Source organism: Luteibacter sp. HAY1-4A, from assembly GCF_056755355.1.
Genome location: NZ_JBNDHZ010000009.1, coordinates 36,775 through 49,738 on the forward strand (window position 1 = coordinate 36,775; position 12,964 = coordinate 49,738).

10 protein-coding genes are annotated in these 12,964 nt (G+C 66.4%); 5 read left to right on the forward strand and 5 right to left on the reverse strand.

All coding sequences use genetic code 11. The features are described from left to right. Positions 1–26 precede the first annotated feature (26 nt). The 3 genes from ACPYOD_RS04480 to ACPYOD_RS04490 all read left to right on the forward strand — a co-directional run bounded on the left by ACPYOD_RS04480 (position 27) and on the right by ACPYOD_RS04490 (position 4,849). Positions 27–2,258: an alpha-galactosidase gene (locus tag ACPYOD_RS04480; RefSeq protein WP_481300529.1), complete on the forward strand. Its 2,232-nt coding sequence runs from the start codon at positions 27–29 to the stop codon at positions 2,256–2,258. Between the two features lie 96 nt (positions 2,259–2,354). Then, positions 2,355–4,535, forward strand: a complete 2,181-nt coding sequence (locus tag ACPYOD_RS04485) for a CBM35 domain-containing protein (RefSeq protein WP_481300530.1) — start codon at positions 2,355–2,357, stop codon at positions 4,533–4,535. A gap of 104 nt (positions 4,536–4,639) precedes the next feature. Next, positions 4,640–4,849 (forward strand): hypothetical protein, encoded by a 210-nt coding sequence (locus ACPYOD_RS04490; RefSeq protein WP_481300531.1) that lies wholly within the window; start codon positions 4,640–4,642, stop codon positions 4,847–4,849. 3 nt (positions 4,850–4,852) lie between these two features. On the opposite strand, the gene ACPYOD_RS04495 is transcribed toward ACPYOD_RS04490, so the two are convergent. Beyond that, a complete protein-coding gene (locus tag ACPYOD_RS04495) occupies positions 4,853–4,999 on the reverse strand; it encodes a hypothetical protein (protein ID WP_427455067.1) in 147 nt (48 codons plus the stop codon). 84 nt (positions 5,000–5,083) lie between these two features. Beyond that, a complete protein-coding gene (locus ACPYOD_RS04500; RefSeq protein ID WP_481300532.1) occupies positions 5,084–5,374 on the reverse strand; it encodes a hypothetical protein in 291 nt (96 codons plus the stop codon). A 324-nt stretch (positions 5,375–5,698) separates the two neighbouring features. Between ACPYOD_RS04500 and ACPYOD_RS04505 the strand changes: the two genes are divergently transcribed. Next, the gene (locus ACPYOD_RS04505) at positions 5,699–6,352 is read left to right on the forward strand and encodes a response regulator (RefSeq protein ID WP_331542502.1); all 654 of its coding nucleotides are present in this window, start codon (positions 5,699–5,701) and stop codon (positions 6,350–6,352) included. Positions 6,353–6,410: 58 nt separating this feature from the next. Here ACPYOD_RS04505 and rne read toward each other — a convergent pair whose 3' ends face one another. Beyond that, the gene (gene rne, locus ACPYOD_RS04510) at positions 6,411–9,659 is read right to left on the reverse strand and encodes a ribonuclease E (RefSeq protein WP_481300533.1); all 3,249 of its coding nucleotides are present in this window, start codon (positions 9,657–9,659) and stop codon (positions 6,411–6,413) included. A gap of 350 nt (positions 9,660–10,009) precedes the next feature. Between rne and ACPYOD_RS04515 the strand changes: the two genes are divergently transcribed. Further along, positions 10,010–10,957 (forward strand): RluA family pseudouridine synthase, encoded by a 948-nt coding sequence (locus ACPYOD_RS04515; RefSeq protein ID WP_481300534.1) that lies wholly within the window; start codon positions 10,010–10,012, stop codon positions 10,955–10,957. Positions 10,958–11,033: 76 nt separating this feature from the next. On the opposite strand, the gene ACPYOD_RS04520 is transcribed toward ACPYOD_RS04515, so the two are convergent. Both ACPYOD_RS04520 and ACPYOD_RS04525 read right to left on the reverse strand, forming a co-directional pair. After that, positions 11,034–12,497, reverse strand: a complete 1,464-nt coding sequence (locus tag ACPYOD_RS04520) for a CPBP family glutamic-type intramembrane protease (protein WP_481300535.1) — start codon at positions 12,495–12,497, stop codon at positions 11,034–11,036. Position 12,498: 1 nt separating this feature from the next. Continuing rightward, positions 12,499–12,840, reverse strand: coding sequence for a 4a-hydroxytetrahydrobiopterin dehydratase (locus ACPYOD_RS04525; RefSeq protein WP_481300536.1), 342 nt, complete (start codon positions 12,838–12,840; stop codon positions 12,499–12,501). Between the last annotated feature and the right edge of the window lie 124 nt (positions 12,841–12,964).

Below are 12,964 nucleotides of genomic sequence, written 5' to 3' on the forward strand. Positions count from 1 at the left end.
GTAGCGAACACGAGGAAGAGCCCGCAGTGAATCGTCCGTCACCGATCGTCCGTTTGTCCATTGTCCTCGTTGCGGCTTCGCTCGCTACCACGGTAGCCGCGCGCACCGAGGATGCGGCGCCTCGCTACGATGCCGAACATCGTGTTTTCCGCTTCGATGCGGGCGATGTCACCTATGCCATGGGTGTCAATGCCGACGGCTTCCTGCAGACGTTGTACTGGGGCGCTCGGCTTGCGCCTGACGATCCGGTAGGGCCAGCGGTTCCCGCACGCGAGCGTTCCTCGTTCGATCCCGCCGGCAGCCTTACACTGCAGGAGTATGCCGGCTGGGGCGGTGCGATGACCGCCACCCCGGCCTTGAAGCTGCGCCTGGCCGATGGCAATCGCGACGTGGTACTGCGTTACGACAGCTATCGCATCGACAGGAACGCGCTCTCGATTCGCCTGCGTGATGCGCAGGCCGGCGTCACGGTCGACCTTCGCTACACGACGGACGTGTCTACCGGCATCGTCGGACGTTCGGCCCACATCGAGAACACGGGGAAACAACCCCTGACGATCGACGCCGCCGCGGCCGCCACATGGAACCTCCCGCGTGGCGATTATTCCCTTCGCTACCTCACGGGAACGTGGGCTGGTGAATGGCACCTGCAGACCCGGGCCATCACTCCCGGAGCCACCGTCCTGGAAAGTCGCCGTGGCAGTACCGGCGACGAGAACAATCCATGGTTTGCGATCGGACGAGGCGGCGACTGGAACGAGGAACACGGCGATGTCTGGTTCGGTGCCCTGGCATGGAGCGGCAACTGGCGCATCCAGGTCGACGAGGATATCCTCGGCCAGGTTCGCGTGACGGGCGGGTACAACCCGTTCGACTTCGCCTACCGCCTGACGCCGGGACAAGCGCTGGATACCCCGGTTTTCTACGCGGGATACACGGGGCAGGGCATCGGCACGGCCTCTCGTCTGCTGCATCGCTTCGAACGGGATCGCGTGCTGCCTGGCGGCGCCGCCGCCAAGCTTCGGCCGGTGCTTTACAACTCGTGGGAAGCCACCGAATTCAAGGTCGACGAGGCAGGGCAGGAACGTCTGGCCGAGAAGGCCGCCGCGCTCGGCGTCGAGCGTTTCGTGGTCGACGACGGCTGGTTCGGTGCGCGCGACAACGATCATGCCGGCCTGGGCGACTGGGTGGTGAACCGGCGCAAGTTTCCGAACGGACTCAAGCCGCTGATCGATAAGGTGCATGGCCTGGGCATGAGCTTCGGCCTTTGGGTGGAACCGGAGATGGTGAATCCGGACAGCGATCTCTATCGTGCCCATCCCGACTGGGTGCTCAACTTCCCCGGACGGCAGCGCAGCGAAGGCCGCCATCAGCTCGTGCTGAATCTCGCTCGCGAAGACGCGAAGGCGCACGTGCTGGCCGTGTTGGACGGTTTGCTTCGCGACAACGATATCCAGTTCCTGAAATGGGACTACAACCGCAACTGGTCGGAACCGGGCTGGCCGCAGATGTCGCCGGATGAACAGCAGAAGGTGTACGTCGCGTACGTGCACAATCTCTACGACATTTTGCGCGAATTGCGTGCGCGCCATCCGGGTGTCGAAATCGAATCGTGCTCCGGTGGCGGCGCGCGTGTCGACCTCGGCATCATGGCGCTTACCGACGAAGTGTGGCCGTCGGACAATACCGATCCGTCGGACAGGCTTTCCATCCAGGATGGTTTCTCCCAGGCTTATGCGCCCGCCACGATGATGGCCTGGGTGACGGGCTCGCCCAACTGGGTGAATGCACGCAGCAGCTCGCTCGATTTCCGTTTCCTTTCCGCCATGCAGGGCGGCTTGGGCATCGGTGCGAACCTGCTGGAATGGTCGCCCGCGGAAGAGGCGACCGCGCGCAGTTACATTGCCGCGTACAAGACGATTCGCGCCACGGTGCAGCGCGGTGCACTTTACCGCCTGTTGTCGCCGCAGGACCGCGCACCCTGGTCCGCCACCGAATCGGTCGCCAGCGACGGCACGCAGGCCGTGCTTTTTGCTTTCCAGCGGCAAGGTGAGGAAGCGCGCCCGTTCCCGAGCTTGCGCTTGCGCGGCCTCGATGGGAAAGCGCGCTACCGCTATCGCGTCATCCATGGCGCGGTAGAGCCCGGAACACCCGACGTGGCCAGTGGTGCCTATTGGATGCAGCGGGGCATCGACCTCGTGATGAAGGGCGACCTGCAAGCCGCTGGATTGATCTTCGAGCGCACCAACGCTCACTGACGAATCGTGCCCCCTGGGGGCACGCGCATGCCTTCGTTTCCACGGGTCCATCGATCGGCGTTCGCCATCGGACGCCCCAACCTTCGGAGTCGCGCCATGAACGTTCGCCATGACTTTCTCTCTCGCTCGCGTCTGGCCCTGGCCTGCGGGTTGACGCTCCTTGCCTCCACCGGCATGGCACAGGTGAATGGCGCCGGTCATGCGCCGTATCTGGGCTGGAGCAGTTTCAGCCAGCAGACGATCGATCCTGGCTTCCTCACCCAGGAGAACATGCGCAAGCAGTCCGATGCATTGGCGGCGTCCGGTCTTCAGGGGCATGGGTATACCTACATCAACCTCGATTCCGGTTGGCAGGGTGGCTTCGATGCCAATGGACGCCCGACGCCCGATCCCACCACGTTTCCCGACATCAAGGCACTGATCGACCACATCCACGACAATGGACAGAAGGCAGGGATCTACTGGATACCCGGTGTGGAAGAGCCCGCGGTGCAAGCCAATTCGCCCATTCTCGGCACGGCGCTGCATATCCAGGACATCCTTGCGGTGCCGCATCGCGCAGGCAATGCGTTCGGCGGGCCCGGCGAGTCGCCTTACCATTACAAGATCGACTTCGGCAAACCCGGTGCGCAGGAATACATCGATTCCGTCGTGGCCTTGTTCGCGTCGTGGGGCGTGGACTTCATCAAGCTCGACGGTGTCACGCCCGGCTCCTATAGCGACGACTTGCACATCGACAATCGCGACGATGTGGCGGCCTGGTCCAAGGCCATTGCACGTACCGGCAAGCCGATCTGGTTGACCGTGTCGTGGGCCGTGGACAAGGACTACCTGAACGTATGGCAGGCTTATTCGAACGCGCGTCGTATCGATGACGACGTCGAATGCGAAAGCCGCTGCGCCACCCTCACCAACTGGCCGCGCATCGAAAAGCGCTTTCGCGACCTGCCGTCCTGGCAGGATGCGGCAGGCCCGACGAAAGGATGGAACGACCTCGATACGCTGGACATCGGCGACGGGGAGGGCGATGGCTTGAGCGTCGATGAAAAGCGCTCGGCGGTCACGCTGTGGGCGATGGCGAACGCACCGCTCTACCTCGGGGGCGACCTCACCCGCCTCGACGAAACCGGTAAACAGCTTGCCGGGAATGATGAAGTGATCGCGGTCGACCAGTCCGGCAAGCCCGCGACGCAGCGCGTGGGTGGCGACTTGCCCGTATGGGTAAGCGATCTCGGCGGCGGTCGCTTCTACGTCGCGATGTTCAACATGAATGCGACGCGTGCCGTCGTCGAGTTGCCGTGGCATGTGCTGGGTGTCCACGGTGCCAGCCGCCTGCGCGATCTGTGGCGTCATCGCGAGTTGGGGCCATCGCTCGGCGCGTATCGGACGGAACTCCCCGGCCACGGTACGCAGCTGCTCCTGGTTGAAACACTGCCCGGCACGGTGCCGGCTTCTCCCAGCAGCGGGTATGAGGCGGAGCAGGCCTCCCTGTCCGGGAGTGCCACGGTGGCGTCGTGCGTCGGTTGCTCGGATGGCCTCAAGGTAGGTGGCCTCGGGCTCGGTGCCGACAATGCGGTGACTTTCGACCACGTATTTGCACCGCGGGACGGCGTCTATTTCATGCAGGTCGATTCGCTCACGTTGGGGCTGCGCTCCTATCTGTACCAGATCAACGATGGGCCGCTGCGTACGTTCAACAGCGGAGGCGGGAGCTTCCAACTGCCATCCAGCAGCAACCTGCCCGTATGCCTGCACCGGGGGCTCAATCGCATCCGCTTTGGCAATGCGGTGAGCTATCCACCGGATCTCGATCGCATCGTGGTGCACGGTCGTGGCGACGCAGCGCTTCCGGCTGCGATGACCTACGAAGCCGAGGCCGCGATGCTCGGTGGCAACGTCACATCCGGTTTCAGCAATTACTACTCCGGCCTCGCGAAGGCAGGCAACGTTGGCGGCGGCGCCGCCAACAGCGTCACCTTTCCATCGGTACGTGTACCGGTGGCGGGCGTCTATCAACTGGAGATCGACTACGCCACCAGCGGCCCACGTGCGCTTTACCTCGCAATCAACGGCGGAGCGCCGCGCAAGCTGGACCTGGACGGAAGCAGTTTCGACGACCCGGTGGCGAAGGTGCTGGAGGTTTCGCTCAAGGCGGGCACGAACACCATCGCACTGGGCAATCAGGATTCACCTGCGCCGGACCTGGACCGCATCGTCGTCGCGCCATCGGTGAAGCCTGCGTGGCTCGGTGCTTCGGTGGATGGCTGCCCGCGCTAGCGGATGCATCTGTGGAGACGATCTAGCTGAGGACTTCACGCCGCCCCAATGCGGAGGCGGCGACGCTCTTCGCATCGCAAGGCGATTATGTGGGGAGTACGGTCATGGCTACGGTCGCATCCGGTTCGCACACCAGCACCATCGGCGCGCTTGCGGCGGGCAAGTTGCTCGCCAAGGCAACGGGAGGGCGCTGGGGTCCGGCCATTCTCATCCTCACCGGCATCATCCTTCTCCGAAAACGCGCCGCCGCACGGGCGGCGCGCCGGGTTCGCGCGGATGTCGTCGATGCTGACGAACTGGACGCGCCGAGGTAGCGATCACTTCTTCTGGTGATTGTCCTCGCCGGTATCGTCCACGGGGTCGCCGCTGGCATCGGTCGGCGGCTGTTCCGTAGGACCACGCCGGTCCTTGGGCGGCACATCCTGGCCCGGCTGCTGCGGTGGGCGATTTTTCTCATTGGCCATGTCGGGCTCTCCGTCTCGTGGAGGGTCCACCATGGCCTGCCGCGGCTCACGACGATGTGCGTGGTCCGTGAGCGATTCGTCGCGTCAGTGCGTGGTGTCCTTGCGCACGGGGGCGACGACGGAACGGACAGGAAGGCCGACACGAACCGGGGAGTCAGTATCGCTCGCCTGCTCGGTCAGGAGCGGCGTGACCACCGTCATCCATCCCTCCGCGAACGAGCGGACGTCGCTCGGCCATTCGTCGGGCGTGTAGCTGGACATGGCCCGCGACAGGGCGGCGACGAGTGCGGCGGGCTCGGGATGGGTGGAAATGGCCGCTTCGAGGGCCGATTCCAGCGCCGCCAGCTTCCCGAGAAGGTAGGTATGGTCGTCCATGGATGAATGTCCTTGCGTGGTCCTTGGAGCTTCGGTGGCCGTTGGCGACCGTGGTTCCGGTGTGCGTAATTGACCGAGGGCTGCGCGCGCAGTCCGGCCGCAGGCCCTGGCGAATGCCTACGCGTTGCTGCGGCGAACGATGACACGATCATCAGGTCGTGTCACGTCGCGCGGCGTGGCGATACCGCTACATAAAGCGGGGCCAAGTTACGATCATACCGTCACGCTGGTTGTCTCGCCTGCACATCTGGCATTGTATGCATTCGCAGGCGGCGTCCGGATTCAGTCCGGCGCCTAGAACAGTCGGCCCAGGGAGGGCTCTAGATGATTAACGTTGTTTTGGTCGACGACCATGAATTGGTCAGGACCGGATTTCGGATGATCCTGCAGCAGCAGGCCGATCTTCGGATCAGGGGGGAGGCAAGTTCGGCGGAGGAGGGCCTGCGGCTCATCCGTTCGCATTCACCCGACATCGCGCTGGTCGATGTCCACATGCCCGGCATGAGCGGCGTGGAGCTTACCGAGCGCATCATCCGCGCCAAATTGCGCACGAACGTCGTCATCCTTACGGTGGTCGACGACGCCCGCTTTCCGAAGCGGCTGCTGGACGCCGGCGCGCTCGGTTACCTCACCAAGGGCTGCTCGTCGGACGAACTGCTCAGCGCGGTGCGGCAGGTCGCGTCGGGGCGCCGGTACCTCGCGCCCACTGTGGCGCAACAGTTGGCACTCGCCACGTTGGACGGCTCGGATTCACCGTTCGACACGCTGTCCACCCGCGAGATGGAGGTGTCGATGATGCTCGTCAGGGGTATGCCGCTCACCTCGATCGGCGAACGTTTGAACCTGAGCCCGAAAACGGTTTCGACCTACAAGCAGCGCCTCATGGAGAAGCTGCACGTCGAACATGTGGTGGGTCTGGCCCACTTGATGACCGTGCATGGGCTTCTCGACACGCACAACCACCAGGTCGGGAGCTGACACCTTTCCGTTAGCCATAAAAAAACGCCGGGCTTAGCCCGGCGTTTTTCGTTTCGGATCACTGCTCGCCGTGTGGCTCTTGCCGCGGACGGGTAAGCAGATCGCCCTGCGCCGGCGGCGTCCAGCCCGGCTTGGGTGCCGGCGCCGGATGCGACACGGGCGAGACGTTCGACGCCTCGGGCGACTTCGGGGTGGTTTGGGCGGTCGGCACGCTTGCGTCCTCGTCGTCATCGGCCGGCGCCGTCGCATCGCTTGCCGTGTCGATGGCAGCAGCCGGGGTAGCGGCGGGAGGCGGCACCGGAGCCGGGGCAGGAGCCGAGGCTGGTGCAGGAGCCGGAGTTTCGGCCACGACTGGGCTGGTAACGGGCGCCGGGACCGACTCCGGGGTCGATGCAACCGTTTGAGTCGGAATGGCGTCGTCCGGGAGGAATCCGCGTGCGGGAGCATCCAGGCCGACGCCGGCAACGGGCGGCGCGGCCGCTATGATGTCGTCCACGGCCGGCTGTTCGGGCTTCATCGGTGCCGCGGCGGGAACCGGCGCGGAGCCAGTCACCGGAGCGGTCTTCAGAGGAGCGTCCGATTCGGTCTGGCGACGCTCGGTGGTGCGCGTCGCCGCCGAATCCGCCGGTGTGGCGGCGTCGGCAACGTGCGCAGCCGGCTCCGACACGGCCGTGAAGCCTGGGATGGGTGGCAGTTTCGGCAGGGTGGGCAGGGTCAGCGCGGACGGGACGGCTTCGTCATCGGCCGGTTCGGCCAGATGGGCGGCTGTGCTGCCGGTGGCTTCGACCGCGAAGGTGTTCCGCGCGGCGGCGGCGGTGTCGAGGACCGGCGGCACGCTCGAGCTGACACGGCCCGTCGCGGTCTGCGGCTCGTCGTCGCCATCCTCGTCATCCAGGTCGTCGGCGTTGTTCACACCTTCGATGGCGCCGGCCTGCGTGCCGTCTTCCTGGCGACGGCGGCGACGGCCACCGCGGCGGCCGCGGCGACGGCGCTGTCCGCCTTCGGTTTCCTTGCCAGCCTCGGCACCCCCCGGAATGCCGGCGTCGGCAGCGATGGTCGCCTCGATGTCGCTCGTCGGCGCTTCGGCGAGAGCCTGCATGGGCTTTTCGTCGATCTTGCCGGCGGGGACGACGGCCTTTTCGGCCGCTGGGGCACGCTGTGCCGGCGGCTGGACGGCGGCTGGAGCCTGAACGGCGGCCGCGGTAGCTACGGCCTTTTCGGCCTTCTCGCCCTGCGGCTGGCGTTCAGCACGCGGCTGGCGACGGTTCTCGCCCGGCGCGGCCTGGTCCTGACGGCCCTGCCGCCCCTGCTGCTGGGCATCCTTCTGGCGTGCTTGCTTCTCTTCGCCCTGGCGAGCCTGCGGCTGGTCGCCGCGGCCCGGCTTGTTGCCCTTGGCTTGTTGCTGGCCGCGGCCCTGCTGCTGGGCGTTGTCCTTGCGCTGGCCGCGCTGTTCGCCACCCTTGCCGCGGCCTTCGTTACCGCGACGCTCGTCGCGACGGCCGCCGGTGCGGTCGCTGCGACCACCCTGACGGGCATCGTCGCGCCGAGCCTGTGCGGCCGGCTGCGTTGCCGGTGCCGGCTGGGTGCCGCCGCCGAACAGGCTGCCGAAGAGACGGGAGAAGAACCCGCCCGCGGGAGCGGCCGGAGCGGCCTGCTTCGCGGCGGGAGTCGGCACGCTGGGAGCTTCGACCTCGTCGTCGCGAAGCGGAGCCGGCGTGGACGGCACGACGCCCGTGACCAGCGGCTGCTCGCCGCTGCCCAGGGCCTGGCCCATCTTCGGCAGCGCCGTGGCCACGGTGGGGGTAGTGCGTTCGTAGCTGGGCTTGCTGTGTTCGCCCATGTCCGCCTCGCGGATACGGGTGATCTCGAGGTGCGGCGTTTCCAGCTTCTCGTCGGCCACCACCACCACGTGCACGCTGTGGCGGAGTTCGATCTCGACGATGCTGGCGCGCTTCTCGTTGAGCATGAAGTTGGCCACCGAAGACGGTGCCTGCACCAGGACCTGCCCGGTGTTTTCCTTCATGGCATGTTCTTCGATCAGGCGCAGGGTGGAGAGCGCCAGGGATTCCACGCTGCGGATATGGCCGTGGCCCTCGCAACGCGGGCAGACGATCTGCGTGGCCTCGCCGAGGCTGGGACGCAGGCGCTGGCGCGACATTTCGAGGAGGCCGAAGCGCGAGATGCGCCCGATCTGGACGCGGGCGCGGTCGGCCTTGAGGGCGTCCTTGAGGCGTTCTTCCACCTCCCGCTGGTGGCGCGGGCTGTCCATGTCGATGAAGTCGATGACGATGAGACCGCCGGCGTCGCGGATGCGCAGCTGGCGGGCGATCTCGGTGGCGGCCTCGAGGTTGGTGTTGAACGCCGTTTCCTCGATGTCGCTGCCCTTCGTGGCCTTCGACGAGTTGATGTCGATGGCGGTGAGGGCTTCCGTCTGGTCGATGACGATCGAGCCACCCGAGGGCAGGCGCACGTTGCGCTCGAAGATGCTCTCGATCTGGGTTTCGATCTGGTAGCGCGAGAAGAGCGGGGTCGGGTCCTGGTACAGCTTGAGCTTGCGCAGGTTGTTCGGCATTACCTGCTGCACGAAGTCGCGAGCGTCGTTGAACAGCGATTCCTCGTCGATCAGGATCTCGCCGATGTCGTTGCGCAGGTAGTCGCGCAGGGCGCGGATGAACAGCTTGGATTCCTGGTAGATCAGGAACGGCGCCTTCTGCGAGTTCGCGGCGGCCGAGATCGACTTCCACAGCTGCAGGAGGTAGTCGAGGTCCCATTGGAGTTCCTCGGCGTCGCGCCCCATGCCGGCGGTGCGCACGATGAGGCCCATCTCGTCCGGCACCGAGAGGTGCTCCATGGCTTCCTTCAGCGCCTGCCGGTCCTCGCCCTCGATGCGGCGGGAGACGCCGCCCGCGCGGGGGTTATTCGGCATCAGCACCATGTAGCGCCCGGCCAGGCTGATGAAGGTGGTGAGGGCGGCGCCCTTGTTGCCGCGTTCTTCCTTCTCGACCTGGACGATGATTTCCTGGCCTTCCTTGAGGAGCTCGCGGATGTTCGACTTACCTTCCGCGTTCGGATTGAAGTATTCGCGGGCCACTTCCTTCAACGGAAGGAAGCCATGGCGCTCGGCGCCATAGTCGACGAAACAGGCTTCGAGGGAGGGTTCGACGCGGGTGATGCGGCCTTTGTAGATATTGGCCTTTTTCTGTTCCCGGGACGGGATTTCGATGTCGAGGTCGTAAAGGTTCTGGCCATCGACGATGGCCACACGCAACTCTTCGCGCTGAGTCGCGTTGATCAACATACGCTTCATTGTAGGTTCCTCGGCCTTGCCGCGCGGCCGCGCGCCGCGGTGGCGCCCATGTGGCGGCCTGCCGGGGATCGCGCCGCAGCGGTGAGGCTTCAAGCGGCATGGGATCCGGGACCGATACCTGGACCCGGCGTGATTCGTGAATAAGCGCCTTGCAACCGGTCCGCGTCCCTACGGATTAGCCGGACAACCGCAACCCGAACCGCTACGATGTGGGGTGTTCTCGCCTTCCGACCCCTCGGCCGGAACGGCGTCACACTCGCCCTACGCGGCGGCACCGGCACCCCGCGAGAGATGAGTCTTCAGCGGAGCCTGGCGCCCGCCGAGTATCCTATCAATTTCGAGTTTTATCAATGCAGACGGCAACTTCCCTCGACGGCGGCCAAGGTGTGCGCCAGGTCGAAATCGGTCCCGAGCGGGACGGCCAGCGGGTGGACAACGCGCTGATCACCCTGCTCAAGGGGGTGCCGCGCAGCCTGGTCTATCGCCTGCTGAGAACGGGCCAGGTACGCATCAACGGCAAGCGCGCCAAGCCGGAAACCCGCCTGGCGCTGGGCGACATGCTGCGCATCCCGCCCGTCCGCGTAGCCGAGCGCGAGGAAGGCGTGGCGCCTTCGGGCATGGTGAAGGCCGTGGCCGACTCGGTCATTTTCGAGGACAAGCATTTCCTGGTCATCGACAAGCCGGTGGGCATCGCCGCCCACGGGGGAAGCGGGGTGAGCCACGGCGCCATCGAGCTCCTGCGTGCCGCCCGTCCCAACGAGCACCTGGAACTGGTCCACCGCCTCGACCGCGACACCAGCGGGGTGCTCGTCCTGGCCCGGTCCCGTCCGGGGCTCACGGGGCTCCAGGCGCTCATCCGCGACAATGCGGTCATCAAGCAGTACCTCTGCCTGATGACGGGAACGCCGCGCAAGGCGAAGTTCGACGTCAATGCGCCGCTCCTGAAGTCCGTTCTCCATGGCGGCGAACGCATGGTCCGTGTGGACGACGCCGGCAAGCCGTCGCTCACCTTTTTCCAGGAACTGGAGCAGTACCCGGGCTCGCGTCTCATGCAGGCCACCCTGGGTACGGGCCGCACCCACCAGATCCGCGTGCATGCCCAATACATCGGCCATCCACTCGCCGGCGACCCGAAATACGGCGACGAGGAAGCCAACAAGCGCTTCCGCGCCAAGGGTTTGAAGCGCATGTTCCTGCACGCTTCGAGGATGAGCTTCGACCTCGGCGGCAAGAACTACGATTTTTCCGCTCCGTTGCCCGACGATCTGAAGGCTTTCCTCGACAATCTCCGCAGTTAGGCGCTGGATCGCGTCCCGTGGGGCCGCGGGAACGGGCGTTCGCCGCGGGTGCCCGGCGTCACGCGAGTTTCGGCGCCTATTGAAGGAATCGGGCGCTGACCTCGAGGGACCTGAGCAGGCCGCCGGCCAGCCCGGCTTGCAACACCACCGCGCTGGCCGCGTGCGCGATCGCCACCGGCAGCAGCGCGCGGCGATGGAAATACCACCACGCCCAACCCAGTTCGGCAACGAAACACAACTGCATCAGCAGGCCGTTCGGGGTGTGCAGAAGGGCGAAGGCCAGTGCCGTCAGCAGCACGGCCCAGGGGCGGGGCAGCGCTCTCGCCAGGAGCGCGCCAGCTGTCGCCAGCACCAGCCACTGTTGGAACAGGGCCCAGCCAAGATAGATCGCGACGCGACCGATCGGAGGCCAGACCGGCGCATGTCCGAACACAGCGACCAGGGCGAGTGCCGCGGGAATGGCGAGCAACGGCCAGCCGGCCTGGCGCCAATCGCCGAGCCCATGCCAGCGGGGCGGTAGGCGTCGGATGGCGAGGTATGCCGCATAGACGATGCCTGCCGCGAACATCGCCGCGCCGGCGGGCTCAGGACGCATCGACAGGCCCAGGCCGGCGATGAACCAGAGCGGGCCCAGCAGCACGAGCGCCGCGTCGATGACATCGGTGGTCGAGGTGGAGCGAACGGGCCCGGGTCCCGCCTTCTGCGGCGGCCGCGACGGGGCGGCAGTGGCGTGGCGGCCAGCCGCGAACGTCCGCCGATACACCCAGGCGGCAAGCAGCACAAGATAGGCGATGGGAGGCAGCCACGCCGTCCATGTCGCTCGCGGGACAGGGGCGGTCGCGTGGCCGAACGTTACCAGTGGGTCCCTGTCGTACTGCCGATCTCGCCAGGTCAGCAGTCCTTCTGCCGACAGGCCCGCCGGAAGCTCGACGGTGCGCGGCGCGATGCTCCCCGTGCCGGGAAGGAGGGCGGCCCGGTCCAGGAGAAGCGTGGCGCCCGGAGTAAGGTTCACTTGCAGGCGCAGCATCGCCGCCCGTGCCGGAGGCGGTGTCTGCCGCCCGGCGGCATCGGTCCAGGCCAGCCTACGTAGCGCGATCGGCAGCGAAAGTCGGTCCGGTGGGAGGGTGCCAAGGCTCGCCTGCACAAGGGGCCCGTCCAGCGCCTCGCGGACGGCGATGCCGTAGTCGCCGGTGGCCGAGGCACGCGCGTGCCAGTACAAGGTGTCGAGCCGGGTCAGGTCCACGGGGCGGGAAAGTGGCAAGCCCAGCTCCACCGTGCCTGACCGATCGGCCTTGAAGGTGAGCCCGGATTGGCCGGCCTCGAGCGCTCCACCGCCGAAGGCGCGACCGGCTACGACGTCGTCCGGCTGTCGGAAACGCCACGACCATGGCGAATCGCCCGCCGCGAAGCGGACGCGTTCCGCCGCGCTTTCCGATGCGATGGCCGCGCGGACCACGGCGGCTGCCAGGTAAGGCATCGCCCCCAGCAGGGCCAGGGCCAGGAAGCCGGCTGCCAGCCAGCGGATGGCCCCGGGGCGCACGTCAGCGATCCAGCAGGGCCTCGACGCGTGCGGCGCAGATGAAGTCGTTCAGCGAGAGACCGCCGACATCGTGGGTCGACCACAGCACCTGACAATGGCCATAGCCGGCCTCAAGGTCGGGGTGGTGGTCTTCCTGGTTCGCCATGAGGCCCACGGCGTTGATGAAGCCCAGCGTGTGGTGGAAGTCGGGAAAACGGAAATCCTTCACGATGGCCTTGCCGTCCGCGCTCAAGGCCCAACCCGGCAGCGTGGCGAGGTGCCCGTCGATGCTGGCGCGATCCAGCGCGTGTTCCGCACCCTTGCGTGGCTGGCAATGCTGGGTGGCGAGAGGGGAGAGGGGCATGATGGCGATTCCGTCCGGGAAAGCGCGAAGGTTGGCGTGCCGCCGGTTGAATTGTCAAAAGTCGGCGTCCACCTCGAAAGCGTACTAAAATGGTGCTGTTTCCGGCGTCCCCAGGCCGGACCCT

What these genes read in the sequence shown, in the direction of transcription:
- ACPYOD_RS04485 (WP_481300530.1), top strand. Translation starts at nt 2,355, where the DNA reads ATGAACGTTCGCCATGACTTTCTCTCTCGCTCGCGTCTGGCCCTGGCC.
- ACPYOD_RS04490 (WP_481300531.1), top strand. Translation starts at nt 4,640, where the DNA reads ATGGCTACGGTCGCATCCGGTTCGCACACCAGCACCATCGGCGCGCTT.
- ACPYOD_RS04495 (WP_427455067.1), bottom strand. Translation starts at nt 4,999, where the DNA reads ATGGCCAATGAGAAAAATCGCCCACCGCAGCAGCCGGGCCAGGATGTG.
- ACPYOD_RS04500 (WP_481300532.1), bottom strand. Translation starts at nt 5,374, where the DNA reads ATGGACGACCATACCTACCTTCTCGGGAAGCTGGCGGCGCTGGAATCG.
- ACPYOD_RS04505 (WP_331542502.1), top strand. Translation starts at nt 5,699, where the DNA reads ATGATTAACGTTGTTTTGGTCGACGACCATGAATTGGTCAGGACCGGA.
- rne (WP_481300533.1), bottom strand. Translation starts at nt 9,659, where the DNA reads ATGAAGCGTATGTTGATCAACGCGACTCAGCGCGAAGAGTTGCGTGTG.
- ACPYOD_RS04515 (WP_481300534.1), top strand. Translation starts at nt 10,010, where the DNA reads ATGCAGACGGCAACTTCCCTCGACGGCGGCCAAGGTGTGCGCCAGGTC.
- ACPYOD_RS04525 (WP_481300536.1), bottom strand. Translation starts at nt 12,840, where the DNA reads ATGCCCCTCTCCCCTCTCGCCACCCAGCATTGCCAGCCACGCAAGGGT.